General features: G+C 70.2%; 26 protein-coding genes. 10 read left to right on the top strand and 16 right to left on the bottom strand.

What is annotated here, in order from left to right:
* Positions 1–14: 14 nt before the first annotated feature.
* The 3 genes from BLQ75_RS14745 to BLQ75_RS14735 form a co-directional block, all read right to left on the bottom strand.
* A complete protein-coding gene (locus tag BLQ75_RS14745) occupies positions 15–1058 on the bottom strand; it encodes a glucose 1-dehydrogenase (protein ID WP_092602684.1) in 1044 nt (347 codons plus the stop codon).
* Positions 1055–2932: a glycoside hydrolase family 15 protein gene (locus BLQ75_RS14740; protein WP_092602682.1), complete on the bottom strand. Its 1878-nt coding sequence runs from the start codon at positions 2930–2932 to the stop codon at positions 1055–1057. The genes BLQ75_RS14745 and BLQ75_RS14740 overlap by 4 nt, the downstream gene beginning before the upstream one ends.
* A gap of 187 nt (positions 2933–3119) precedes the next feature.
* Positions 3120–3698, bottom strand: coding sequence for a type VII secretion system-associated protein (locus tag BLQ75_RS14735; protein WP_092602680.1), 579 nt, complete (start codon positions 3696–3698; stop codon positions 3120–3122).
* Between the two features lie 355 nt (positions 3699–4053).
* Here BLQ75_RS14735 and BLQ75_RS14730 point away from each other — a divergent pair, with 355 nt between their 5' ends.
* The 6 genes from BLQ75_RS14730 (at position 4054) to BLQ75_RS14705 (ending at position 9813) form a co-directional block, all read left to right on the top strand.
* The gene (locus BLQ75_RS14730) at positions 4054–4485 is read left to right on the top strand and encodes a PRC-barrel domain-containing protein (protein WP_092602912.1); all 432 of its coding nucleotides are present in this window, start codon (positions 4054–4056) and stop codon (positions 4483–4485) included.
* Positions 4486–5040: 555 nt separating this feature from the next.
* A complete protein-coding gene (locus BLQ75_RS14725) occupies positions 5041–5808 on the top strand; it encodes a helix-turn-helix transcriptional regulator (RefSeq protein WP_092602678.1) in 768 nt (255 codons plus the stop codon).
* An 81-nt stretch (positions 5809–5889) separates the two neighbouring features.
* Entirely contained in the window at positions 5890–6300 is a 411-nt protein-coding gene (locus BLQ75_RS14720; protein ID WP_092602676.1) for a sterol carrier family protein, read from the top strand.
* Between the two features lie 90 nt (positions 6301–6390).
* The gene (gene purF / locus BLQ75_RS14715) at positions 6391–7962 is read left to right on the top strand and encodes an amidophosphoribosyltransferase (protein ID WP_092602674.1); all 1572 of its coding nucleotides are present in this window, start codon (positions 6391–6393) and stop codon (positions 7960–7962) included.
* Between the two features lie 165 nt (positions 7963–8127).
* A complete protein-coding gene (gene purM / locus BLQ75_RS14710) occupies positions 8128–9252 on the top strand; it encodes a phosphoribosylformylglycinamidine cyclo-ligase (protein ID WP_092602671.1) in 1125 nt (374 codons plus the stop codon).
* 108 nt (positions 9253–9360) lie between these two features.
* A complete protein-coding gene (locus tag BLQ75_RS14705; RefSeq protein ID WP_092602669.1) occupies positions 9361–9813 on the top strand; it encodes a DUF4396 domain-containing protein in 453 nt (150 codons plus the stop codon).
* A 475-nt stretch (positions 9814–10288) separates the two neighbouring features.
* Here the strand turns inward: BLQ75_RS14705 and BLQ75_RS14700 are convergent, their stop codons facing one another.
* Positions 10289–10468 carry a DUF3073 domain-containing protein gene (locus BLQ75_RS14700; RefSeq protein ID WP_043569951.1) on the bottom strand — a complete coding sequence of 60 codons (180 nt, stop codon included), beginning with the start codon at positions 10466–10468 and terminating at the stop codon, positions 10289–10291.
* 232 nt (positions 10469–10700) lie between these two features.
* Here BLQ75_RS14700 and BLQ75_RS14695 point away from each other — a divergent pair, with 232 nt between their 5' ends.
* Entirely contained in the window at positions 10701–11585 is an 885-nt protein-coding gene (locus BLQ75_RS14695) for a DUF8083 family protein (protein ID WP_092602667.1), read from the top strand.
* A 153-nt stretch (positions 11586–11738) separates the two neighbouring features.
* On the opposite strand, the gene BLQ75_RS14690 is transcribed toward BLQ75_RS14695, so the two are convergent.
* The 5 genes from BLQ75_RS14690 to BLQ75_RS14670 form a co-directional block, all read right to left on the bottom strand.
* On the bottom strand, positions 11739–12707 hold the full coding sequence (locus BLQ75_RS14690; protein WP_092602665.1) for an asparaginase: 969 nt from the start codon (positions 12705–12707) through the stop codon (positions 11739–11741).
* Positions 12704–13264 (bottom strand): RsiG family protein, encoded by a 561-nt coding sequence (locus BLQ75_RS14685; protein WP_092602910.1) that lies wholly within the window; start codon positions 13262–13264, stop codon positions 12704–12706. Before BLQ75_RS14685 ends, BLQ75_RS14690 begins: the two co-directional genes overlap by 4 nt.
* A gap of 124 nt (positions 13265–13388) precedes the next feature.
* Complete coding sequence (locus BLQ75_RS14680; protein ID WP_092602663.1) at positions 13389–14174, bottom strand: 3-keto-5-aminohexanoate cleavage protein; 786 nt, start codon at positions 14172–14174, stop codon at positions 13389–13391.
* 217 nt (positions 14175–14391) lie between these two features.
* A complete protein-coding gene (ygfZ, locus tag BLQ75_RS14675; RefSeq protein ID WP_170837500.1) occupies positions 14392–15537 on the bottom strand; it encodes a CAF17-like 4Fe-4S cluster assembly/insertion protein YgfZ in 1146 nt (381 codons plus the stop codon).
* Positions 15538–15682: 145 nt separating this feature from the next.
* Entirely contained in the window at positions 15683–16117 is a 435-nt protein-coding gene (locus tag BLQ75_RS14670) for a Fur family transcriptional regulator (protein ID WP_425286460.1), read from the bottom strand.
* A 319-nt stretch (positions 16118–16436) separates the two neighbouring features.
* Here BLQ75_RS14670 and BLQ75_RS14665 point away from each other — a divergent pair, with 319 nt between their 5' ends.
* Positions 16437–17285: an aminodeoxychorismate lyase gene (locus BLQ75_RS14665; protein WP_092602659.1), complete on the top strand. Its 849-nt coding sequence runs from the start codon at positions 16437–16439 to the stop codon at positions 17283–17285.
* A 429-nt stretch (positions 17286–17714) separates the two neighbouring features.
* Positions 17715–18158: a hypothetical protein gene (locus BLQ75_RS14660; RefSeq protein ID WP_139182987.1), complete on the top strand. Its 444-nt coding sequence runs from the start codon at positions 17715–17717 to the stop codon at positions 18156–18158.
* Between the two features lie 350 nt (positions 18159–18508).
* Here BLQ75_RS14660 and BLQ75_RS14655 read toward each other — a convergent pair whose 3' ends face one another.
* Positions 18509–19183, bottom strand: a complete 675-nt coding sequence (locus tag BLQ75_RS14655) for a heme-binding beta-barrel domain-containing protein (RefSeq protein ID WP_092602655.1) — start codon at positions 19181–19183, stop codon at positions 18509–18511.
* 310 nt (positions 19184–19493) lie between these two features.
* Between BLQ75_RS14655 and BLQ75_RS14645 the strand changes: the two genes are divergently transcribed.
* Positions 19494–20243 (top strand): methyltransferase domain-containing protein, encoded by a 750-nt coding sequence (locus tag BLQ75_RS14645; protein ID WP_092602653.1) that lies wholly within the window; start codon positions 19494–19496, stop codon positions 20241–20243.
* 225 nt (positions 20244–20468) lie between these two features.
* Here BLQ75_RS14645 and BLQ75_RS14640 read toward each other — a convergent pair whose 3' ends face one another.
* The 6 genes from BLQ75_RS14640 to BLQ75_RS14620 form a co-directional block, all read right to left on the bottom strand.
* Entirely contained in the window at positions 20469–20774 is a 306-nt protein-coding gene (locus tag BLQ75_RS14640; protein ID WP_043569968.1) for a DUF1416 domain-containing protein, read from the bottom strand.
* Complete coding sequence (locus tag BLQ75_RS14635; protein ID WP_092602651.1) at positions 20771–21616, bottom strand: sulfurtransferase; 846 nt, start codon at positions 21614–21616, stop codon at positions 20771–20773. The genes BLQ75_RS14640 and BLQ75_RS14635 overlap by 4 nt, the downstream gene beginning before the upstream one ends.
* 39 nt (positions 21617–21655) lie before the next feature.
* The gene (locus BLQ75_RS14630) at positions 21656–22105 is read right to left on the bottom strand and encodes a DUF4395 domain-containing protein (protein WP_092602649.1); all 450 of its coding nucleotides are present in this window, start codon (positions 22103–22105) and stop codon (positions 21656–21658) included.
* 103 nt (positions 22106–22208) lie between these two features.
* Positions 22209–22280, bottom strand: coding sequence for a putative leader peptide (locus BLQ75_RS24720; protein WP_408626654.1), 72 nt, complete (start codon positions 22278–22280; stop codon positions 22209–22211).
* A 293-nt stretch (positions 22281–22573) separates the two neighbouring features.
* Complete coding sequence (locus tag BLQ75_RS14625) at positions 22574–23080, bottom strand: TlpA family protein disulfide reductase (RefSeq protein WP_092602647.1); 507 nt, start codon at positions 23078–23080, stop codon at positions 22574–22576.
* Complete coding sequence (locus BLQ75_RS14620; RefSeq protein WP_092602645.1) at positions 23080–23871, bottom strand: LmeA family phospholipid-binding protein; 792 nt, start codon at positions 23869–23871, stop codon at positions 23080–23082. The genes BLQ75_RS14625 and BLQ75_RS14620 overlap by 1 nt, the downstream gene beginning before the upstream one ends.
* Positions 23872–24009: the final 138 nt, after the last annotated feature.

Genomic DNA, 24009 nt, shown 5'->3' with positions numbered 1-24009 from the left:
CAGCCCGGCCCCGCTCAGTCCGACAGCCGCACGGTGACCTTCACGTCGTCCCGCTCCGCGCGCAGCGCTCGCTGCCAGTCGGACAGCGGCACCCGGCGCGAGATCAGGCCGTTCAACCAGCCCCTGTCCGCGTCGTCCAGCGCCTGGACCGCCCCGTGGTAGTGCCGCAGATTCGCGCTCACGCTGCCGAGCAAGGTGGCGTTCTCCAGCACGAGCCCGTCGTTGACGGCCCCGGTCGGCACCCGCGTCGTCTGGTCCTCCCCCGAGAGCCCGAGCAGCACCGTGACCGCGTTCCGATCGGCCCGGCGCAGCACGTCGAACACCACCTCACCCGAACCGGTCGTCTCGAACACCAGGTCGGGAGCGGAGTCGAGCTCGTCCAGCGAGTTGTGGTAACCGGCCCCCAGCTCGCGCACCAGGTCCGGTTTGACCCCGCCGGAGGCCCGGTCCATCACGTCCACCTCCAGCTCCCGCTGCCTGCCGAGCAACGCGGCCAGCAGCCCCACCGGCCCGGCCCCCGTGACCAGCACCCGGCGGGGTGTGAAGTAGGAACGCCGCATGACGAACTCGGCCTGCTCCCAGGCCTTCTCGACGATCGAGGCCGGTTCGGTGAGCACACCGAGCTCCCCGAGCGACCTGGGCACCGGGACGGCGAACCTGGGTTCGACGGTCCAGCGCTGCGACCCGAAGCCGTCGAGCCCCCGGATGCCGCACTCGGTGAACTCGTCGTTGCGGCAGAAGTCCCACTGCCCGGCCGCGCACGCCGAGCACGGCCGGGGATCGGGTCTGCGGACCACCCCCACGACGTGATCGCCCTCCCGGAAGCCGCTGATGGCGGGGGCGTGGCGCACCCGGCCCAGCGACTCGTGGAACAGCACCATGCGCTCCTCGCCCGGCGGCGGCGCGCCGTGATCGGACTCCACGACCTCGGTGTCGGTCGGGCACACTCCCGCCAGCAGGCCCTCGACCAGCAGCTCACCCGGTTCCGGAGACGGATCGGGCAACTCGTCGACGGCCGAGGAACCCGGTTTTCCCGGAATCACGGTCGCCGCCCTCAACGCCGGCTCCCTCCGTCGCGTCGACTGGACTCCCCGCGAGTGTGCCCGCCGTAGAGCACGGCTGCCGAGTTGACCAGGGCGAGGTGGCTGAAAGCCTGTGGGAAGTTGCCGGTGAACCGCTCCTCGTGCGCGTCGTACTCCTCGGAGAACAGTCCCACGTCGTTGCGCAGCTCCAGCAGTTGCCCGAACATCCGCTCGGCCTCGTCACGCCTGCCGCACAGCGCGAGCGCGTCGACCAGCCAGAACGAACAAGCCAGGAAGGAGCCCTCCCTGCCGGTCAGGCCGTCGACGGAGTTGGTCCCCCCGACGGTGCTGTAGCGGTCCACCAGCACGCCGTGCCGCAGCCGCCGCTCCACCGCGCGCACCGTGCCGCGCACCCGTTCGTCGTCACCGGGCAGGAAACCCAGCGCCGGGATGAGCAGCGTCGCCGCGTCCAGGGTGGTACCGCCGTAGTACTGCGTGAACGCCCCGATCTCGGAGTTGAACCCCTCGCGCAGCACCTCCTCGTGCACCGAGTCCCGGATCTCGCGCCAGCGCTCCACCGGGCCGGGCAGCCCGTCCTCCTCCACCGCCCGGACCGCGCGGTCGAAAGCCACCCAGATCATCACCCTGGAGTGGGTGAAGTAGCGATCCGGGCCGCGCACCTCCCAGAGCCCCTTGTCCGGCCGCTGCCAGATCCCCTCCAGGTGCTTGAGCATCCCGCGCTGCAGCGACCACGAGTCCGGAGTCTCGGCGACGCCCCGCTCGCGGGCCAGGTGCAGCGCGTCCATCACCTCGCCGAACACGTCCAGCTGCAACTGCTCGTAGGCCGCGTTGCCGATCCGCACCGGGGAGCTGCCCCGGTAGCCGGGCAGCCAGTCCGGCTGCCACTCCAGCAGGTGCCGTTCCCCGCCCACGCCGTACATGATCTGCAGGTCCGCCGGGTCCCCGGCGACGGCGCGCAGCAGCCAGCGACGCCACGCGGCGGCCTCCTCCGAGCACCCGAAGTTGTCCAGCGCCAGCAGCACCAGCGTGGCGTCCCGCAGCCAGCAGTAGCGGTAGTCCCAGTTGCGGTTCCCGTCGAGCGCTTCCGGCAGCGAGGTCGTCGGGGCCGCGATGATGCCGCCGGTGGGGGCGTAGGTCAGCGCCTTGAGGGTGGCCAGCGAGCGGTACACCGGTTCGCGGTGTGGACCGGTGTAGTTGATCCGACGCGACCAGTCCCGCCAGAAGTCCTCGCTGTCGCGTGCCTCCTGCACCGGGTCCATGGGAGAGGGAAGCTCGTCCGGGTCCGGCGACCACTGCAGCACCCAGGAGTAACGCTCACCGCCGCGCACGTTGACCGTGGTCTCGTGCGCGCGTTCGTCCTCCTTGCGGACCGGGAGAACGTCGCCGCGCAGCACGACGGTGTGCGGGCCTGCCAGCGCGAGCACGTACTCGTCCAGCACCGGTTCCCGCTCGCGGATGGTGCGCACCCAGGGCGTCGAGTGGCCGTAGGCGAATCGCACCACCCAGCGGACCCCGATCTCGACCTCGCCGGAGATACCCTCGACCGTGCGCACCACGCAGGGTTCGTCGTCGTAGTTCTTCTCGTGCGGTGGCATGCTGTCGACCACCCGCACCGTCCCGCTTTCGGTGTGGAAGTCCGTCTCCAGCACCAGCGAGTTGTCCCGGTAACGCCGTTCCACCCGGTGCACGGCCCCGGTCGGCGCGATCCGCCAGTGGCCGTGGTGGTCGTGGCCCAGCAGCCGGGTGAAACAGGACGGCGAGTCGAACCTGGGCAGACACAGCCAGTCGATCGAGCCGTCCCTGCCGACCAGGGCCGCGGTGCGTAGGTCGGACAGCAGCGCGTAGTGCTCGATCGGACCCGGGCCGCTGCGTTGTTGATCCTCTGCCACGTTCCCGAGACTAACCGTGACGGGCCACCGTCCGAGGTGATGGACAACACCGCTCCGCGCCGTCGCCGCCCGCGCTCGTGTGGGGGCGCGGGCGACGTGGCACCACCGCCGGGGAGAACCGTCGCCTCGCCGTCCGAACGGCCGGGCCCCACCCCTCCGGGGGTGCTCGGAGGGGTGGGGGACGGACTCACTCCGAGGTGGCGGGCCCGGCCAGCAGGTCGTACGGGATCACCGCGCGCACCGGGTCGTCGAGGTTGAGCCCCAGGTCCAGCCCGTTGAGCAGCTCGGGCAACCTCGCGCCGGGCACGGTGCGGTACGCCGGCCAGTCCTCCGGCACCCGGTTCACGGAGGTGCAGGCGGGCACGAGCCTGCTGCCGTCGTCCAGCTCGGCCTCGTAGAGCGCGTCCTGCTCGTCGTCCTCCTCGGCGTAGAGCAGCAGCTCGCCGGTCAGCACGGCCGCGGGCAGCTCGGACTCGGAGGCGTGACCGGTGGCGATCAGCAGCAGTACCCGCTCCAGCTCGTTGCTGGGCTCGAACGTGCTCGTGCCCGGTTCGTACTCGTCGTTGGGGTGGAAGTTCTCGTCGATCTCCCCCGACTCGTCGATCCGGAACGCTCCGACCACGCCTTCGGGGGGAACGTTCTCGCCGGATGCCTCGTAGGCCGGGTCCACGATGTAGAGCCAGCTGTTGGGGGTCTGCTTCGCCTGCTCCCGCATCTCGTCGGTGATCTGTGGGGCGTAGGGGGGAAGTGATTCGGCGGCTGCCATTTCGCGACGGCCCTTTCGGATGCGGTGATCGGTTCCTGGAAAGTTTCCGAGATTCGGTACCGGGGTCCTGAGCCCCGGTCGCGGCGGGTCCGGTTCCCGAGGGGGGACCAAGGTTCTCAGACGTGCGCTCGGAAGCGAGCCCGACGGTCCCACCGGCAGTATGCCCGGGCAGGACCGTTCCGGCCTCATGGTGGGTTCGCGGTGTTCCGGGCGTCAGCGGTGCGGAGTCGGTTTCGATACGACAACGGCTCTCTGCCGCACGGGTGATCGGGATGCCTCGTGTGGGGGTGGGCGTGCAGACTGAACAGTCGATGCTCGTGTCGGGGCGAGCAGGTGGGTGGGAGGTGGTTCGCTCATGATCGGACAACGAGAGGCGTTGCGATTGACCGGTTGTGAGGCGTTCGATCCGCGTGGTAGCCGGATCGGCGTCGTCGGCCAGGTGTTTTTGGATGCCGATACCGAGCAGCCCGCTTGGATAACGGTGCAGACGGGACTGTTCGGTACCAACGAGAGTTTCGTTCCGCTCGCCGGAGCCGCGTTCGACGGTGACACGCTCACCGTCGCGGTGGACCGGGGAACGGTTCGACGTGCGCCGCGGGTCCCGCTCCGGGACGGTGATCTCGAACCGGAGCAGGAGACGGAGCTGCGCGCGCACTACGGGATGCGCTCCGGAGTGAGCACCCCGGAGTCGGTGCTGTGGCTGGAGGGGACTTCCCGTCCCTCCGGGCCGGGACTCGCACGAGCCGCTCGGACGCGGTTGTGGCGGTGGGGCGCCGCCATCCAGTGAGGGCTCGTCGGGAGACCGGATTCGAGGCCGGTCGTACCGGCCTCGGTGGGCCGGGGAAGTCCTCCGGCCTGTTCCGTCGCGGCGGTCCGCCACGATGTGGTCGGGCTGTCGCCGTGGCGCCGTCGGCGTGGCCGCTCCCGCACAGCCGGGGAGCGGGCCCTCCGGCGGTGTCGCCGTGACACTCCTCGGCGCGGTGTCCGCTCCTCGTGCCGCGTCGCTCGTGAATCCGCTCAGGACTCCCGTCGTGGAGAGAGTGCGTCTTCGGGGCTCGCCGAATCCGACACGGCGCTTTCGTCCGAGGTGCGGCACCCCTCCGGATCTCCGGGAGTGGTCCGCCGGTTGATGGTCCGCGACTTCTCTCCGAGGGCGGTCGCCGAGGCCCAATCGGACTTGAGTCCCTCCTTCGATCTAAGACCTGCGGCTGGACGGCCTCCCCCTAAAGTCGGTTCCGCAACTGATCCGGCTCGGATACTTTGCTGCGCAGGAGAGGACGAAGATCCGAACCTGGCCGGGCACCCACTGAGAGGGGTAATCGTGCCGAGAATCCATGCCGGAATGCCGCGACCCGCGGATCCGACACCCCGGAACCAGTCCCGGAACACCCCCGCTGCCGAGCACGACGCGCACACCAGAGCGCGGCGGGCAGTGGAATCGGTCACCCGCACGGCCCAGCGTGAGGAGGGAGTGCTGCGAGTGGTGCACGGTGCCGAGCGGATCGGCAGCGCGGCGCACCGGTTGCAGTGCGGGGCGACCCGCCTCGTGCGCGGTGTGGTCAAACCCCCCTACGCCGCCACGGAGCCGCTGGACGCCCTGGAGTGCCACAAACTCGCCGAGGGCGTCGATTACCAGGTGCTCTACGACCGTTCGTCGCTGGCCCGCCCAGCCCAGCTGGACACCACGACACGTATGGTGGACTTGGGTGAGCAGGCCCGAGTGGTCCACTGCGCACCCATGAAACTGCTCGTGGTCGACGACAACTTCGGGCTGCTCCCGTTGACCGCCGGGCCGGACGAGCTGGAGAGCGCGGTGCTGCTGCGTGACTCCGCGATGCTCGCGGCCCTGATCCGGGTCTTCGAGGACCTGTGGCGCCTGGCTGCCCCGTTGCACGCGCTCGGGGCGGAGACGGAGACCGACGTTCCTTCCGACGAGGAGCGCTGGATACTCTCGCTGCTCGCTTCCGGGGCCACCGACGAGGCCATCGGGAGGTTGATGGGCTTCAGTTCCCGTACGGCGCACCGCAGGGTGCGGGAGCTCGTCACCCGGCTGGGAGTGGAAACCAGGTTCCAGGCCGGGGTGCGGGCGGTGAAACTGGGCTGGCTCTGAGCCACCGCTTTTCGTTCCGGAGGCGTCCATTCGTGCCGGGCGGCGACGGTCGTTCGGTGAACGGCTCGTAAGCTGCCGGACATGCCGGCCCGACGAGAAGTCGATCCCGCCGAACTGCGCACCGCCGTGTCCGTCACCCTGCCGTGGCTGAACGACCGCGCGCCGCGCCCGGAGCGGAGCGAACTGGCCGAGGCGGTACGGCTGAGCCTGCGAACCCTGGAACGACTGGCCCCGGGACGCACCGTGGAGGTGCGGGTACCGCCCTTCTCCGCGGTGCAGTGCGTTCCCGGCCCCAGGCACACGAGGGGGACACCTCCCAACGTCGTCGAGACCGATCCGCACACCTGGCTGTCGCTGGTCACCGGAAAGCTGAGCTGGGAGCGGGCGGTGGAGGCGGAGCTGGTGTCGGCCTCGGGGGCCCGGGCCGACCTCTCGCGATGGCTGCCGCTGTTGCGCATCGCCGAGCCGGGCGAGGAGGTCGCGGAGGAGTGACCGGCCCCACTCTCGGGAGGTGGGTACCGTGGTGTGACACGCGGTTTATACTGAGGTGCAACTCCGACTCCGTCCTTCAGGGAGTTTTCGGTGGTCACCGACCTGCCATATCCGGGCAGCGCCGAGGCGGTCGAGCAGGACACCCCGCGAGAGGAATGCGGTGTCTTCGGCGTTTGGGCGCCTGGCGAGGAAGTCGCCAAGCTCGCTTTCTACGGTCTGTTCGCACTACAGCACAGGGGGCAGGAAGCCGCGGGGATCTCCGTCGGCGACGGCTCGCAGATGCTCGTCTACAAGGACCTCGGGCTGGTCAGCCAGGTCTTCGACGAGCAGGTCCTGGCCTCGTTGCGGGGCCACGTGGCGGTGGGCCACGCCAGGTACTCCACCACCGGTGGCAGTACCTGGGAGAACGCGCAGCCCACCTTCCGGACCACGGTCACCGGTCGCGGGCTCGCGCTGGGGCACAACGGCAACCTCGTCAACACCGCCGAGCTGTTCGACCGCGCGGTCGCGGAGGGGGCCGACACCGCCTCGGGCAACGCCTCGTCGGCCGCCGGCTCCTGCCAGCGGGCCACTTCCGACTCGGATCTGGTGTGCGGCCTGCTGGCCGTCAACGCCGCCGACAAGGGAGTCGAGCAGGCCGCCATGGAACTGCTGCCGACGGTGCGCGGCGCGTTCAGCATGGTCTTCTCCGACGAGTCGACGCTCTACGCGGCCAGGGACGCGCACGGTGTCCGCCCGCTGGTGCTCGGTCGCCTGGAACGCGGCTGGGTGGTCGCCAGTGAGACGGCGGCGCTGGACATCGTGGGTGCCTCCTTCGTACGCGAGGTGGAGCCGGGGGAACTGCTGGCCATCGACTCCGAGGGACTGCGTTCCCAGCGCTTCGCCAACCCCGAACCGAAGGGGTGCGTGTTCGAGTACGTCTACCTGGCCCGGCCCGACACCACGATCGCCGGGCGCTCGGTGCACAGCACCAGGGTGGAGATCGGCCGCAGGCTGGCGCGCGAGCACCCGGCCGAGGCCGACCTGGTGATGCCGGTTCCGGAGTCCGGGACCCCGGCGGCCATCGGGTACGCCCAGGAAGCCGACATCGCCTACGGCAACGGGCTGGTCAAGAACGCCTACGTGGGGCGTACCTTCATCGAACCGTCGCAGACGATCCGCCAGCTCGGTATCAGGCTCAAGCTCAACCCGCTGCGCGAGGTCATCCGGGGCAAGCGGCTGGTGGTGGTGGACGACTCCGTCGTGCGGGGCAACACCCAGCGGGCGCTGGTGAAGATGCTGCGCGAGGCCGGGGCGCTGGAGGTCCACGTGCGGATCGCCTCGCCGCCGGTGCGCTGGCCCTGCTTCTACGGGATCGACTTCGCCTCCCGGGCCGAGCTCATCGCCAACGGCCTCGACCTCGACGGGGTCCGGCAGTCGATCGGTGCGGACTCGCTGGGATACGTCTCCCTGGACGGGCTGGTGGCCGCGTCCGAACAGCCCCGCAACCGGCTGTGCGCGGCCTGCTTCGACGGGAACTACCCGATCCCGATCCCGGAGGAGGACCGGATCGGCAAGCACCTGCTGGAGGGACCCGCCACCTCCGGCGGTGACGCGGCGACCTCCTCCGACCCGGTGTTACCGAGTGGTTACGGAGCTGAGGACGCGGTGAGCAGGCCGTGATCTCCCCGGCTTCGGGGCAGCCGCCCGGGAGCAGGCTTCCCCGGCCGTGAAACGTTCCGCACTCCGTGCTCGTTGTCCCGGTCGCCCGCGCTCCGGCGTAGCGTGGGCGGTACCGCACGGCCACGCACATTGGATTCAAAACGCGCACCAGATCTGGAGCAAGACGTGTCCGAAGACCTGCTGGCAGGGTCGAATTCCGGTACCGGCGATCCGGAGGGCTCCGCCGCCACCTATGCCGAGGCCGGGGTCAGTATCGAGGCGGGTGACGAGGCCGTCGAGCGGATGCGTCCCTGGGCGGAGCGCGCCACGCGTCCCGAGGTGCTCGGTTCCATCGGCGGGTTCGCCGGCTTGTTCCAGCTGAAACTGGACCGCTGGACCGAACCGGTGCTGGCTTCCTCCACCGACGGGGTGGGTACGAAGCTTGCCGTCGCCCAGGCCATGGACATCCACGACACCGTGGGCATCGACCTGGTCGCGATGGTGGTCGACGATCTGGTGGTGTGCGGCGCCGAACCGATGTTCCTGCAGGACTACATCGCCACCGAGTCGGTCGACCCGGACCGGATCAGCAGCCTCGTCAAGGGGGTCTCCGAGGGGTGCGTGCAGGCGGGGTGCGCGCTGCTGGGCGGTGAGACCGCCGAGCACCCCGGCATGATGGCGCCCGGGGAGTACGACATCTCGGCCACGGGGGTCGGCGTGGTCGAGGCCGACGACATGCTCGGACCTGACCGGGTCCGCCCCGGCGACGTCCTGATCGGGATGCGTTCCTCCGGCCTGCACTCCAACGGTTTCTCCCTGGTACGCCGGGTGCTGCTGGAGCAGGCGAGGATGCCGCTGTCCGGGCATGTGGAGGAGTTCGGGCGCACCCTCGGTGAGGAGCTGCTGGAGCCGACGCGCATCTACGCCAAGGAGTGCCTCGCGCTGGCGGCCGAAGCCGAGGTGCGGGCCTTCGCCCACATCACGGGTGGTGGGCTCGCCGCCAATCTCGAACGGGTACTGCCCAGCGGTCTCAGCGCGGTCATAGACCGGGGGACCTGGACCCCGGATCCGGTCTTCGGTCTGATCGGGCAGCGCGGCAGGCTGGAGAACGCCGAGATGGAGCGCACCTTCAACATGGGGGTGGGCATGGTCGCGGTGGTGGCCGCCGAGGACGTGGATCGGGCGCTGGCCGTCTCGACCGCCAGGCACCTGCCCGCCTGGGTGCTGGGCGAGGTGACCAAGGACTCGGGCGATTCCGAGGTCGAAACCGGTCAGCGTGTCGTGCTGCGGGGCAACCACCCGAGGTTCTGAGGCTTCCCGAGTCGTTCGGCGCGTCCCCGTTTCAGCCGTCCGTGCATGGAATATACCCCATCGGGGTATGTGTTGGGATGGCGGTGAATCCCGATCGTGGAGGGGTCGATGTCGACGCACACGGCTTCCTGGGCCATGGCGGCCTCGGCGACGCTGCACTGTCTTACCGGATGTGCCATCGGCGAGGTCGCCGGCATGGTCATCGGAACGGCGGTTGGCCTGCACAACGCGGGGACCATCGCGCTCGCCGTCGTACTGGCCTTCGTGTTCGGTTACAGCCTCACCATGCGTGGAGTCCTGCGGGCGGGGGTGGGTTTCAAGCGCGCGCTGCGGCTGGCGCTCGCCGCCGACACCCTCTCCATCGCGGTGATGGAGTTGGTGGACAACCTGGTGATGGTGGGGATTCCCGGAGCGATGCACGCCGGACTGGCCGACTGGCTGTTCTGGGCCGCGTTGGCCTTCGCGCTGATTGTGGCGTTCCTGCTGGCGATGCCGGTCAACAAGTGGATGATCGGCCGAGGCAAAGGGCACGCCGTGGTTCACGGGGCGCACGCACACTGACACCCGCACACCGCCCCGATCGGCAGCGGTCGGAGGGTACGGCAGCGGCTGGTGAACCGGCGCTGCCGAATCGGACGGCGGAAAACCGAGGGGCGGGGAGGCCGCACAGTGTGCGGGAAGGCGTGGCTGTCCGGGCAGGGACAGCACGGTGACGCGTTCGACCGTTTCGGAATCGTCATCCTGTGGGAGAGCGATACGCCGGACTCCGACGGGACCGTACGAACCCGGGTGGAGCCGGTTTCACCGGGAACGAGCGGAGATCGACGCTGCGCGGCGCCGGCGAACCGTGCACGGAGCCCACCGGGGTGCCCCACCGAATTCGGTGGGGCACCCCGGCATGGTCTCCGAACGATCACTCGCTCAACCCGACGCACCATCCCCGCCGGGTCGTAGTGCGGGCCGCTGACTCGCCCGTCGACGGGATGCCGAACTTCAGCCGGTCGAATGAACCTGTCGCCCGCCGGCATGAACGCGTTCAGCGTCGGCGGTCGTCGTCCCTGTCGTCGTCGTAGTAGTAATCTCCCTCTTCGTACCACTCAGGGGTGTAGTCAGAGGAAAGCTCACGCTCCAACGCCCCGAGGTCAACACTGGGGGAATTGTATTTCAGCTCGCGGGCCACTTTCGTCTGCTTGGCCTTGGCACGGCCGCGCCCCATGGCTCGACCCCCTCGCGCAGGGTTTGCGGGGCGGCCAGGGGAACGGCGGCCCCGCATTAATCTCGACAACCTTTTCCTGTAACTACCGTACCGTGCCGATGCGGTTCTTCGCGACGTGGTAGGCCAACCGGCTCCACCAGGGCCGGGTGATGCGAAACGCAACAGGTCCGGGCGGTGTCACTCGGGGCGGGCACTGCCAGGAGCCGCTCGTCGGCATGGCAACATACACGCTGTGCCGGAGCCGTTCGTCGCCTACATGAGGGTGTACGAGCCCCTGTCATCGTTCGAGTCGCCCCGACGTGAACAGCTCTCCGAAGCGCTGGAGCAGGGTGCTGTGGATCCGGTCGGGGTCGGGTCTCGGGAACAGAACAGGTGGCTGCGTACCCAACTGTCCATCCGTCCGCGTCTGCTCCCGGGAGAGGCCTTCGACGGCACCGCCCAGGGGCCGGAGGAGCTGCTGGCGCTCGATCCGGAGGACGTGCCGACCGGCTCCTCCTCCGAGGTGGGGCCGGGGCCACTCGTCTGTCCGCTGGACCTGCGCGGCCGAGCCGCCGCCGCGCTGGTCGGTTTCATCGGTGCGGCCGACCCGCCGCTGCGCACGGCGGCCCTGAACGTGCCCGAGGAGACCGCCAAGTCCAAGGCCTCCGCCGTCGTCCAGGAGCTCTCCGACAGCGCGGTCCACGTGATCTCCTCCACCTGGACCATCCCGCTTCCGTGGTTCGCCGTGGTCGATCCGGAGGAGCGCGTCGTCGTCCACGACGAGCACGGCAGGATCGAGCGGCTCTACTGGCTGACCTCGATGGCCGATGCCCGCAGGCGGGTCTCGCGGGCCCACACCGTCACGCGGAACACCCTCGGGGACGAGGGGCCGCCGAAGATTCTGCGGGAGACCGGTCGCTGGCTGGAGCGGTTCCACCCCCACTCGGCGGTGGAGCTCGACTACGGCGGCCTGGTGCGGATGATGTCCGACGAGGACCTGGAAGCCGACACCTCGGCGGCTGACGTGCACGCGATCGTGGACGCGATGGAGCTCGGCCACACCACCGAGGTGGGGGAGCGTTACGAGGCACTGCGGGAGTTCTGGGCCGAGCTGGCCGCGCACGAGCGGTACAACTGACCGGAAAGCGCGCGGCCGCCCCCGAGGGCGCCGCTCGCCCGACGGTCCCCTGCCGCCACACGCGCCGGAGAACGGACTGTCCCGGACCCGGGAACGGTGTCCCGGGAAAAACCGGTCGTGTCCGGGACCGGCACAGCCCGATCCGGCCGTGCCTCAGTCGAACAGGCCCTTCAGTGCGCGGACGGTCCCCATCGGCTGGCCCCCGCCCAGCACGCTGCTCTCCGCCAGTGCCGCCAGCTCCTCGTTGTCGATCCCCAGCGAGCGCAGTGCGGCCACCACCACAGGCAGCCTGGCGCGTGCCGAGCCGTCCGCGACCTTCACCGCGACCGCGTGCCCGTCGGGCAGCGCCACCGCCAGCACCCCCTCGACCCCGGACTTGCTCAGCAGCCCGGGAACCGCGCGCATCAGCAGCGTGTCCTCGCGCTCGGTGCCCGCCACGAACCAGGGGTGCGCGCGCATGGCGTCGGCGACCCGACGCTCGGCGGTTCCGGGAGCCGCGGTGACCATGCTCCGGAACGTGCGGGCGAGCCCCGTCAGCGAGAGCGCGAACAGCGGGGCTCCGCAGCCGTCCACCGAGACCGAGGGGATCGGTTCACCCGCCAGTTCGGCGACCACCTCGTGCAGCCCGATCTGCAGCGGATGCCCGCGGTCCAGGTAGTCCTCGGTGGCCCAGCCGCGCTGGGTGCACGTGGCGAGCATCGCCGCGTGCTTGCCCGAGCAGTTCATCGTGATGCGCTGCCTGCCGAATCCCTCCGAGGCGCGCCGGTCACGCTCGTCCTCCCGCAGCGGCCAGTCGGTGGGGCACCGCAGCGCGTCCTCGGTCAGATCGTGGCGGTGCAACAGCTCCCGAGTACGCAGCACGTGTTCCGGCTCCCCGTTGTGGGAGGCCGCGGCCATCGCCAGATCGGCCTGCTCGGCGAGCTCCAGCCCCGCCCGCACCATGCCCACGGCCTGAGCCGGTTTGTTCGCCGAACGCGGGTACATCGGTCGATCGACCTCGCCCACGCGGTGCGACACCTCGCCGTCCGGTGCCAGCACCACCGCCGAACCGTGATGAAGCCCCTCCCGGATGTCGCCGCGAACCAGCTCCACCAACGGGGCGTGTTCACCCTGCTCGCTCAATGCCCGTCCCTTTCCGCAGCCAGTAATTCGTCCACCGACGCGACTCCCTCGCGGTATCGGCGGGCGATCTCGTCGTTGAGTTCGTCCACCACGTGCTGTACCTGCTTGCGCCGAGTGGAGACGGACTCCTCCTCGGACTCGAAGGCCCGCAGGGCCGCGTCGAGCTTCGCGGCCGACAGCGACATCACGTCGGACAGGTCCACGTCCGACACCAGGGCCTCCACGTGCCTGCGGTGCGCCTCGACCCGCGAGGGTTCCACAGTCTGGTAGCGCCCCGAGCCGGTGGCCGGTCCGACGGCGTTGTCCGAGAGGATGCCGACCAGCTCCTCGACCACCGTCGCGGAACCGTTCTCGGAGCGCCTGCGCTGCTCGGCACGCACGATGTCGATCCGCGCGTGCAGCATCCGGCGCAGATAGGACAGGTCCGTCTCCTCCTGCGCCGCCTCGTCCCGCAGCGAGCGGACTTCGTCGAGATCACGTTGTTCGAGACCACCCGCGTAGCCCGGGTCCAGAACCCGGTCGATGCGCCGGCGGCCACCGGGGCGCACTTCGATCACGGCCACATCCTCTGCATCAGGCGCTGAGCTCGCCGGAGCCGGGGCTCCGGTGCTCGAAACTACCCACATCCTAGGGCAGACGCTCCACCACGTGGTGTGATCGGATGATGTGCCGCCCCGCGTTTCACCCGGACAACCCGAACACCCCACGAACGTGGGATACCGACAGTGGCAACCGCTGAGCTATCTTCGCCACTCCGGCGGCGCGGGCCACCAGCTGGGCGTTGTCCCGGACCGGCACCTCCGGCGCGTACTCCAGGGTGTCGGCCATCCCCACCCGGACGTGACCGTCGGTGGCCAACGTGGCCAGCAGCATCGGCACTGCCGTCCCGTCCAGTCCCGCCACCGTGTAGCCGACCCCTTCCGGAAGCCGCGCCACCGCCGCGCTCAGCGTCTCCAGGTCGCCGCGCATCCCGGCTCCGGCGGAGGAGCCGAAGACCAGCACCGCGTGCGACGGGCCGGTCTCCTCGGCACAACGCAGCCGCAGCGTTTCCAACTGGTCGAGCTCCCGCACCTCGTGGTGCACCGCGATGTCCCGGGAGCTCGCTCCGGCACGCAGGTCGGAGACGAACTCCTCCGGCGCGTCCACCGGGCAGGTCAGCACCTCGGCGCCGGAGTCCAGCAGGGTCGCCAGGGTCTCCGAACGCGCGTAGGCGGACACCCGCACCACCAGGTCGGTCCGGTTGCGTATCGCCGCCACCACGTCCGGCACCGAGGTGTCGTGCCGGGGCTCCAGGTCGACGACCGAGGCCCCCACCCGCGCGCAGGAGGCCGCCGCGGCCGCCACCTCCTCACTGCCGACGGGAAGCGCGGGGACGTCCGCTTTCGCGTGGGCTCCCGTCACCGCGACCGTGATGATCGTTCCCGGGCGCTCCGGTGAGCCGGCTGGATCGGTTGACGGCGCTGTCATGCTTCGATCTTGGCACAGCGGCCGCTCGCGGTGACCCCGCGCCGAGGGCGATCCCGCACACTTCACCGACCGGTTCCGGTGGCCTCCGCACGGTGGTCGCACCGGCCCCGCCGCCGAGAGAGGCGACGTGGCGGGCTCGGGAGCATGCCGGGCCCGGGTACGTGTGGCGAGCCCTCACCCGCCGCGACGGGCACGGGCAGCGGGGTTCCGGTTCCGATCAGTGCCCGCGAACCCGCTGCGCCGCGATCCTGCCCGGCGGTTCTCCCGTGTCCGGCGGCACCGAGTCCGGGTCCACGGCGGCGGCGACCTGGCGCTCCTGCTCGGCGTCGCCCGCCAGCAGCTCCTCGTCGACCGGAGCCGAGCGCTTCAGCAGCGCCAGGGCCACGGGCCCCAGCTCGTGGTGCAGCACCACGCTGCCCACCCGCCCCACGGTGCGCTCGCCGCGCAGCACCGGATCACCGGTCTCGGGACGTATCTCCACCGAACCGTCCAGGTGCAGCAGCAGCATCCGACGCGGCGGCTTGCCCACGTTGTGAACCTTGGCCACGGTCTCCTGACCCCGGTAGCAGCCCTTGGCCACGTGCGCGGCGGTGTGGATCCAGCCCAGCTCGTGGGGGATCGCCCGCTCGTCGGTGTCCAGGCCCACCCGTGGGCGCAGCGCCTCCACGCGCAGTGCCTCGTAGGCCATGGTGCCCGCCCGGCGCGCGCCCTGGTTGGTCAACCGCATCCACCAGTCGACCATCGAGTCCCGGGGCACCAGCAGATCGGCGGTGAAGACCTGGCGGAACGGCACGTGCCGGACCAGTCCACCGCCGGGCAGGCCACTCACCCCGTAGGGTTCGTTCGGGACCGTCACCCCGGACGCCTCCAGCACCTCGCCCGCCCGAGGGCCGATCACGGTGAACACCGCGAACTCCTCGGTGGCCTCGCGCGGCTGGACGTCGGACCAGAACCGCATCGCCTCCAGGTACTCCGGCAGGGACTGGGTGCCGTCCGTGCCCATGCTGGGCAGCGCGCTGGTCGCCGTGGAGCCCGCCTCGCAGTCGAGGTAGACGACCTCCCCGTGGTGGGCCACCATCATGTGGCTGTCCACCCGCCCCTGGCTGTCCAGCACCAGCGCCTCGGTGCCCCGGTCCTCGTCCAGTTCGGTGAGGTGCTGCGAGAGCACCAGGTGCAGCCAGCTCAGGCGCTCCCCACCCGGAACCGCGATCACCTGGCGGTGCGAGCGGTCGACGACCACCGCGTCCCGGGTGGCGGCGCGCTGTTCCCCGAACGGGTCGCCGAAGTGCCACGGCACCCCGAAGTCCGGGGAGTCCTCGGGTGCGGGGACCGCACCGGGAAGTTCGAGCAGGGGTGAGTTCATTCTTCTCCCATCGCGGGATTCCGGCGGCTCGCTGCCGGTGCTTTCTTCTCGGTGTTGGCGCGGTACCTACTCGACGTCTTCGTCGCGGGAACCGACGGAGGCTCCGGCGGCGAGGGCACGCCGTGAGATCGGAGGTGGACCCCGGTCAGCCGCCTTCGTCAGGGTCAGCACCGTGCGGATCTCCGGTATTCCCGCCCCGGTCCGCCTCGTCCGCCCGGCACGCCGCGCAGGTCCCGGACAGCGCGAGGTGGCTGGCGTCCAGCGCGAACCCGCGCTCCCGGCGCAGCAGTCCGCCGAGCTCCTCGAACCACTCGCAGGGGACCTCGTCCACCTCGCCGCAGTGGTGGCAGACCAGGTGCACGTGCTCGTGCTCCTCCGCCGAGTAGGTGGGAGCGCCGTGCCCCAGGTGGGTGTGCCGAACCAGCCCGAGCTGCTCCAGCAGGTCGAGGGCGCGGTAGACGGTGGTGATGTTGACCGTCGGCGTCGTCCGCTGGATGTGCTTGCACACCTGCTCCGGGGTGGCGTGCTCCAGTTCCCGGACGGAGTCGAGGACCAGCTGGCGTTGCGGTGTCATGCGCATACCCCGCTGGTGCAACGTGCTGCGCAGCGCGGGTTTGCCGTTCCCCTGCCCCCGCCCGGTTCGCGACCGCCTCTCGTTCGGGGGTCGTTCCTCGTTCTGCCTCATCTGAGTTCCCCGTGGGTTGCGGCGTGCTCCACGTGCCAGGACGCCTCTGCCGAGTCTCGACCCGATCGTACGACCGGCGTGACCCGTACGACCCGCTCGGGCGCGAGCAGACGGCCGTGGCGAGGTACGCCCGTTCCCGGTCGGGAGCGTGCCGTCGCCCCACCGGGTGAGTACTCCGGCGAGCGGAGCGTCCGAGCCCTACTAGGCTGCGGGTATGCGCATCCTGGCTCTGCTCGACGGCACCCTCGTCGATCCCGACACCCCCCTGCTGCGTTCCCACGACCTCGGGGTGCAACGCGGGGACGGGATCTTCGAGACGATCCTGGCCGTCGACGGTCACCCCCGGGAGCTGGAGGCTCACCTGGACCGGTTGGAGCGGTCGGCGCGCCTGATGGAGCTGACGCTGCCGGACCGCGCGAAGTGGCAGCACGCCGTGCGGACGGTGCTGGGGGAATGGCCGTGGGGCAGCGAGCGGGAGGCGGCGGTCAAGCTCGTGTGCACCCGCGGGCTGGACGGCGGGGACGGCACCCCCACCGCCTTCGTGTCGGGGCAGTCGCTGTCGGAGGAGCTGATGCGCAAGCGCGCCCGGGGGATCTCGGTGGTGACCCTGGAGCGCGGCATCGACCCGGGGATGATGGAGCGGGCCCCCTGGCTGTTGCTCTCGGCGAAGACGCTGTCCTACGCGGTCAACATGGCCGCACTGCGCGAGGCGGAACGGCGCGACGCCGACGAGGTCGTGTTCACCGCGAGCGACGACTCCCTGCTGGAGGGCCCCACCTCCAACGTGGTGCTGGCGGAGGACGGCAGGCTGGCGACCCCGCCGCCGAGCTCCGGCATCCTGCGGGGAACCACCCAGGGCGCGTTGTTCCGGGCGGCCGAGGAGGCGGGCTGGCGGACGGCGGTGGAGCCGATAGCCCGCGAGCGGCTGTGGCGCGCCGACGGGGTCTGGCTGGCTTCGAGCATCCGCAAGATCACCCAGGTGCACACGATCGACGGCACGTCCGTGGCCACCGACTCGGGACTGCACGAGCGGATCTGCAAGCTCTACGAGTCGCGGTACTGACGGTTCCGGGGCCGGTCGCCGCTCGACCACGGCTGATCGGCGGGTTGTGGGACCGGGAAAACCGCGGGTGGCTGTTTCCACCGCCGTGATTCCGTCGTGAATTCCGGCGCGGGGCGGACCGCTGTGATCATCGGGAGGATGCGCGGAAACAGTCAGCCGTGGCACCGCCGGTGCGGGGGCGGCCGGTTCATCCGGCGGAGTGTTCGAGCGCTCGGCGACCGTGGCCACCGACACCTGAGGGCGGTTTCCCGTGCTGCCGGACTCCTTCCCCGAGCCGCACACGATCGCGTGGTGTTCCGGCGCTCACCGCTGTACGGCCTGAACCGTGCCGGTGCCATCGATGACGGATGCGCCGAGGTCGTTCGAAACCGCCGGAAGGAAGGTTCGCGGTGGTGCTCCCCGGAGTTCGGGAAAACGCGGGAGGAAGAAATGGTTTTTCTGACGTTTCCGCTGTTGCCGCTGCTCGTGTTCGGTCCGCTCGCTTCGGTGGTGAAGCTGCTGACTTCCATCGACCGGAGAAACCCTGTCGCGATCTGGTCGTACTCCGTCGTGGTTTTTCTTTCCCTCGCCTCGCTGGACTATGGCTGGGGGTTCCTGCACACGATCACCGTCCCCGACGCGGGGGAGGTGTGCTTGTCCTCGCCGAGGGAGGGGCCTCGTGGGGGTGGTTTCGATCGGGTCGATTACGGTCTCTTCCCGCCGAGTGCCGAGTGCGTGTGGGCGAGCGGCGGTACTTCCGATCTGGTTCCGGGCTACGTGGCTCCGCTGCTGTACGCGTTGCTGGCCGGAGCTGCCGTCTGCGCGGTGGTGGCCGCGCACCTCGCCCGGAGAGCCCGCCGAGATCCGTGGCAGCGGGAGGGCGCCACTGAATGACCGCGCGTTCGCCCCTCAGCGTTCCGGAACGGTTGTTCGAACCGGGCGCTCGCCCGGAAATGGAGAGCGGCGCCGTGTTTCCGGTGCGAATACGGCGTCGAGGTGGCGGGCCACGTGGCGTGAGTGGTCATTCGAGTCGCCCCGCGTGGCTCCCGAGCCGCCAGCCACGAAGGCCGAACCCGCTCGCCGAACCAGGGGGTTCTGCCGACCGGACTTCGGCGGTCCGTCCCGGGCGATGGTCGGTCCGCTCCTCGTCGCGCCGAGAAGTGTCTCCGGGGGGCACGGGCGAACGGCCATCCCGCAGCCCGAGAAGGCCGGTCGGAGTTCCGGCGTCGGCGCCGTGTCGGTCCTCAGCCGACCACGCGTTCCAGCTTGGCGGAGAGCCGGGGCTGCAGCTCGTGCTCGGAGGTGGCGCGCTCCTCGACGTAGGCCAGCGATCCCTCGACCACGCCGTACAGCCGGGTCGCGGCGGTCACGTCCTCCGAGGTGGGCGTGCGCAGCACCGCGTCGGTGGACAGCTCCCAGCTGGTCTGGTTCCGGGGATTGCCGAAGAACATCTCCGCGATGCCGGAGGAGTGCACCAGCAGCAGCTCGATGCTGTCGTCGGGCTGCGGACGCCACCAGCCGAGCTCGCGGAAGGCGGGCTCCACGATCTCGCCGCCCTCGCCGTCCAGCTTCCAGGCGCGGCTCTCGTAGTACAGGAACGGCCTGCCGTCGTGCGCGAAGGTTACCTGCTGCAGGAAGCGGTACTTCTCGTCCAGCGAGGGGTGGTTGGCCTCGCCCTCGCCGCGCCAGACGCCGATCAGCGGCAGCAGCCCCAGGCAGGCGCCGTTGAGCTCCGGTCCCATGCGCAGGTTCGCGGTGTCACCGACCCCCGGCAGGTCGTCGAACTCGGGAATGTTGCGCCCTCGGGTCTTCTCCGCGCGTTCGGCCTGGGCGCGCACCGCCGCGTCACCGCTGCCGGGCTGCGGTTGACCGTTGGACGGGCCGGACTGTTCGGACGGCTGGTTGGGCGTGGCAGACATCGCCTCCGAGACTACCTCGAAGGCTGGTCGCACTCGTCGCCGCTCCCCGTTCCGGGGTCCGCCTCATCAGTCGCTGTGCAGGCGATACACCACGTAGACGGCGAACCAGACCGTCGCCAGGGCGGCGATCCCCACCAGAGTGACCAGGCCGTAGTGCAGGAAGTCGATGAGTGTCACGGGCGTAAGCATAACCACCACCCGCCCGTCGTGGGGTGTGGTCTCAGGCATGATCTGCCGGTACGACACGGCGTCCCAAGCGCGTTTCGGTGCTCAGCGGGGCTGGGACCGGCGCCGGAGAGACAGGGATCACATGGAGTTCGCGACACTGCGGGACAAGGCGATGGCCTACCGGGAATGGTTACTGAAGCGCAAGTCTGAGATCGACCCGGACTTTCCCTGGTACCCCTTCGACACCCTCGCCAACATGCTTCACCTGGACGGGTTGCTGTCCGGCCCCAACCGGACAGTGTTCGACCGGCTCGCCGGGCAGCGGATCGCCGACATCGGCGCAGCCGACGGTGACCTGGGGTTCTTTCTGGAGTCCCAGCTGGGGTGCGAGCTCGACGTGGTGGAGACCTCGGCTCCCAACTACAACGGGCTGCGCGGAGCGCGCCTGCTGGCCGAACGGCTCGACTCCGACGCACGCATCCACGACGTGGACCTGGACAGCCAGTTCCGGCTGCCCACCGAGCGCTACCGGGCCGTGCTGTTCCTCGGGCTGCTGTACCACCTGAAGAACCCGTTCTACGCGCTGGAGACGTTGGCCGGGCACAGCGAACTGTGCTTCGTCTCCACCCGCATCGCACAGCTCAGCCCGGACCACGGCACCCGCTTCGCCGAACAACCGGTGGCCTACCTGCTCCACCCGACCGAGGCCAACGACGACCCCACCAACTTCTGGATCTTCTCGGAGGCCGGGCTGCGCCGGTTGTTCGACCGCACCGGCTGGGAGGTCCTCGACTTCACCACCGTCGGGTGCACCGAGGACTCCGACCCGGCCGCCCAGGAGCGCGACGAACGGGCGTTCGCCCTGCTGCGTTCCCGCGTCCTCGCGGGCTGAACGTCGGTTCCGCTGTTGAGCGTCACCGGGGAGAGGCGAGCCAGTGGTGCCGACGTCGCCGACTCGGCACCACCCGCCGGTCCGCCCCGCCCGGCTTTCCCACGCCGTTCGGGCGTCGACCTCTCGGGCCGGGGTGTCGTCCCGGGCCGAGAGGGCACCCACGGGAGGGTCGAAGGCGGGCCGGGCGGTACCTCACCACGCGCCGGCCCGGCCCCGAAGCGGTGGTCACGCCACGGCGATGTCGACCTCGTGCAGGCCCGGTCCCGTGGCGGCCACCTCGGACTCGCCGCTGCCGTCCCGGTGCAGCGCCCGGACGGTCCACGTCCCCTCGGCCGCGTAGAACCGGAAGTCGCCGCTGTCGGCGGAGACGACCTCGGCGGTGAAGTCGCCGGCGGAGTTCAACAGCCGCACGAAGGCACCGCCGACCGGCTGCCCTCCGGAGCGCACCTTGCCCGCGACGACGGTCTGGTCACCGGTGTCCGCACCCGCGACCGACTGGTCGGGTGCTCCGCATCCGCTGCTCACGGTCACGCCTCCTGCTCACTCGGGTTCTCGATCGGCACGCCGACCAGCGAGCCGTACTCGGTCCACGAACCGTCGTAGTTCTTCACGTTCTGGTGCCCCAGCAGCTCGTGCAGTACGAACCAGGTGTGCGAGGAACGCTCGCCGATCCTGCAGTAGGCGATCGTGTTCCGGGAGTCGTCCAGCCCGGCCTCGTTGTAGACCTTGCGCAGCTCGTCCTCGGACTTGAAGGTGCCGTCCTCGTTGGCGGCGCGGCTCCAGGGAACGTTGATCGCGGACGGGATGTGGCCGGCGCGCTGCGCGGACTCCTGCGGCAGGTGCGCCGGGGCGAGCAGCTTGCCGGAGAACTCGTCAGGTGAGCGCACGTCCACCAGGTTGCGCTGGCCGATCGCGTCGACGACCTCGTCGCGGAAGGCGCGGATCGAGTTGTCCGGCTCCCCCGCGACGTAGTTGGTCGCGGGACGCTCCGGGACCTCCTTGGTCAGCTCCCTGCCGTCCAGCTCCCACTTCTTGCGCCCGCCGTCGAGCAGCCGGACGTCGCGGTGGCCGTAGAGCTTGAAGTACCAGTAGGCGTAGGCGGCGAACCAGTTGTTGTTGCCGCCGTAGAGGATCACCGTGTCGTCGTTCGAGATGCCCTTGGCGGACAGCAGCTTGCCGAAGTCCTCCCGGCCGACGAAGTCGCGCCGTACGTGGTCCTGCAGCTCGTTGCGCCAGTCGAGCTTGACCGCGCCGCGGATGTGCCCGCCGTCGTAGGCCGTGGTGTCCTCGTCGACCTCGGCGAACACGACTCCGTCGGTGTCCAGGTTCTGTTCGGCCCAGTCGGTGGTGACCAGGACCTGCTCACGACTCATCGAGCGACTCCTTCGTTCGTATCGGCGAAGTGTGGATTCTCAGCGGATTCGGGTGGCCGGTCCCACGGGGACCAACCTCCGGGCCAGTGGGTACAACCGGCAACCGAGGCAGTAGCCGAAAGCGGCGTTGAGCAGCGCGGCCACCAGCGCCAGCGCGTTCGTCGTCACCCCCAGGGCGGTCCAGCCCCCGGCGTATCCGACGGTGGCCACCAGGGTGCAGGCGAACCCGATTCCCTGGGCGAACCGAACCGGCGCGGGGTCCTCGTACGGCCGATCCGGGGCGTCGGACAGGTGGGGCCGTACTGCGTGCCGGTAGAAGTGCCCCCACGGATTCATGCGCAGTCCCACGAAGGAGCACAGCGCGAACAGAGCGGTCTGCGCCGCCAGTACCCGCCAACTCCCGGTCAGCAGGCCAACGACGAGGATGCCGCTGGTGATCCATGCCGTGAAGCGGACACCGCGTGGATCGATGCGGGCATCACTGGGCATGAGGTCTCCTGGCCGGTGGAAGGGGTTGCCGAATCCGCCGGGACGGGGTGGGTCGACACGTCGGTGTGGGGACCGCTCGCATCCGGTGCCGCCGCCCTTGTCGTCATCCGCGACACAGGCTGCTTCCGACGCGGCACAGATCCACCGCGCGCCTGGAGGTCAGCAGTACATGCACACTTCGGAGGTTACCCGTCACGAGTGGCGAGCGGAAAGATTGTTCACCTGTTGGGATGGTTCCGGGGATTCGGCCGGAAACGCCCCGTCGCGGGCGGCCCGCTTCCCCGGGGTCAGCCGCGACGGCACGGCCGTTGTTATGTCCGAAGTAGACGGTTCAGGGGGTGGGCGGCCCGCGTCGCTCGCGGTGGAGCCGCGGCGTGGTTCCACGTCCCGGCCGCCGGACGGAGGTCTTCCGGAGTGTCGTTCCCGACCCGGGCTCGTCTCCGGGGTGAACCGCCGCGCGGACGGTTCTCAGGGAAGGTGGGGACGCAGGGCCTCGGTGAGGCCCTCCCGTCGGGGGACTCCCGAGAGCCGGAACAATTCCCTGCCCGCCGCATCCAGCGCGAGAGTGGTCGGGGTGGTGTGTACCCGTAAGGGGCCCGACCACTCCGGACGGTTGGTCAGGTCGATCTCCACGTGCCGCAGGCCCGCGGTCCGCTCGGCCATCGTCGACAGCAGGATGCGGGTGTGTCGACACGGCGCGCAGAACGTGGTGGACAGCTGCAGCAGGGTGACCTCGGGCGGGCGACCGTGCGTCCGGTCGGGCGCCACCGCCCCGGACTCGCGTTCGCCGCCGGTCACCTCGTGGCGCAGTACCTCGGCGATCTCCTCGGGAAGCTGATCGAACACCGACCGGTCAACTCCGTTTCCCCGCTCGTTATTCCGCCTGGTGATCCTGCCCTCCCGTGCGCGCAGTACCGTGCCGAGCACCACGGTCACCAGCAGCGCGATCAGCAGGGCCCACCATCCCGGCGGCATCAGCCGCCGACCCCGTCGCCGTCGACGACCACGTTCTCGGCGGTGCCCGCCACCACCAGCGCGCCACGCTCGACCCGTACGGACGTCGGGCGCACGTCGAACGGCAGTCCCCCGGGGTCGACCGAGGTGTCGAACCGCCGCAGGATCGCCTTCTCGAAGGGGCCCGCCAGATCCACGCGTCCGACGGCGCTGTTGTCCAGCTCCAGCTCCTCGGGCACGATCCGCAGCTCGCCGTCCCGGAGGTGCAGCCCGCCCGTCACCGCCACCCGGTTGGTGGTGCCCGCGATGTCGACCTTCCCCCGCATCCGCACTCTGGTCGAGGAGTCGTCGCCCGATCCCCCGGCCGTCGCTGCCGAGGCGTCCGATCTCTCGGCCGGGATTATCCGCAGGTCCCGGACCGGGAGGACTCCGTCGAGGTCGGACTCGTCGATGCGAATGCTGCCGGTGACCTCCTCGACCCTTATCCGGCTGCTGTTGCCCGTCAGCATCCCGAACGTGGACAGCCGCGCGTGGTGCAGCCGCGCCCGGACGTCCACGTCCCGCAACGGCCCCACGTCCACGCCGGGGACGCGTAACCGGACGTCGCGGAAGTCGCCGCGTGCCGCCTGCGTCAGGAACGGAAAACCGGTTATCCGCACTCCGGGATCGCGGTTTCCCTCGAGTTTCTGCCCCATCTTCTTGGAGACCTGATACTCGGCGGCCGCCGCGGCACCGAAGTCGGCCGCGAGGAGGAGACCGAGGAGCACGACCAGCGTGATCGTGAACTTCTTGAACGGAAAGGCACGTCGCACCGGTTTCTTCCGTTTCTGTCTGGTGCGCCCACGGCAGACACACGGGTGCTTTCGCCCCAATGGTAGGCCGGGCGAGCCGGACCCGGTCGCGGCAGGAAGCGGCGGTGGTGCCCGCGTACCCGGACGCCGCCCGGTCGC

Source organism: Actinopolyspora xinjiangensis (assembly GCF_900104475.1).
Lineage (GTDB): Bacteria > Actinomycetota > Actinomycetes > Mycobacteriales > Pseudonocardiaceae > Actinopolyspora > Actinopolyspora xinjiangensis.
Note: the sequence above shows the minus strand (reverse complement) of the source record. Positions and strands in the feature narration are given on the sequence as shown.

What these genes read in the sequence shown, in the direction of transcription:
- BLQ75_RS14680 (WP_092602663.1), bottom strand. Translation starts at nt 14,174, where the DNA reads ATGACAGCGCCGTCAACCGATCCAGCCGGCTCACCGGAGCGCCCGGGA.
- BLQ75_RS14730 (WP_092602912.1), top strand. Translation starts at nt 4,054, where the DNA reads ATGATCGGACAACGAGAGGCGTTGCGATTGACCGGTTGTGAGGCGTTC.
- BLQ75_RS14655 (WP_092602655.1), bottom strand. Translation starts at nt 19,183, where the DNA reads ATGTCTGCCACGCCCAACCAGCCGTCCGAACAGTCCGGCCCGTCCAAC.
- ygfZ (WP_170837500.1), bottom strand. Translation starts at nt 15,537, where the DNA reads ATGAACTCACCCCTGCTCGAACTTCCCGGTGCGGTCCCCGCACCCGAG.
- BLQ75_RS14645 (WP_092602653.1), top strand. Translation starts at nt 19,494, where the DNA reads ATGGAGTTCGCGACACTGCGGGACAAGGCGATGGCCTACCGGGAATGG.
- BLQ75_RS14700 (WP_043569951.1), bottom strand. Translation starts at nt 10,468, where the DNA reads ATGGGGCGCGGCCGTGCCAAGGCCAAGCAGACGAAAGTGGCCCGCGAG.
- BLQ75_RS14635 (WP_092602651.1), bottom strand. Translation starts at nt 21,616, where the DNA reads ATGAGTCGTGAGCAGGTCCTGGTCACCACCGACTGGGCCGAACAGAAC.
- BLQ75_RS14665 (WP_092602659.1), top strand. Translation starts at nt 16,437, where the DNA reads ATGCGCATCCTGGCTCTGCTCGACGGCACCCTCGTCGATCCCGACACC.
- BLQ75_RS14725 (WP_092602678.1), top strand. Translation starts at nt 5,041, where the DNA reads ATGCCGCGACCCGCGGATCCGACACCCCGGAACCAGTCCCGGAACACC.
- BLQ75_RS14720 (WP_092602676.1), top strand. Translation starts at nt 5,890, where the DNA reads ATGCCGGCCCGACGAGAAGTCGATCCCGCCGAACTGCGCACCGCCGTG.
- BLQ75_RS14625 (WP_092602647.1), bottom strand. Translation starts at nt 23,080, where the DNA reads ATGCCGCCGGGATGGTGGGCCCTGCTGATCGCGCTGCTGGTGACCGTG.
- BLQ75_RS14630 (WP_092602649.1), bottom strand. Translation starts at nt 22,105, where the DNA reads ATGCCCAGTGATGCCCGCATCGATCCACGCGGTGTCCGCTTCACGGCA.
- BLQ75_RS14670 (WP_425286460.1), bottom strand. Translation starts at nt 16,117, where the DNA reads ATGCGCATGACACCGCAACGCCAGCTGGTCCTCGACTCCGTCCGGGAA.
- BLQ75_RS14660 (WP_139182987.1), top strand. Translation starts at nt 17,715, where the DNA reads ATGGTTTTTCTGACGTTTCCGCTGTTGCCGCTGCTCGTGTTCGGTCCG.
- BLQ75_RS14705 (WP_092602669.1), top strand. Translation starts at nt 9,361, where the DNA reads ATGTCGACGCACACGGCTTCCTGGGCCATGGCGGCCTCGGCGACGCTG.
- BLQ75_RS14735 (WP_092602680.1), bottom strand. Translation starts at nt 3,698, where the DNA reads ATGGCAGCCGCCGAATCACTTCCCCCCTACGCCCCACAGATCACCGAC.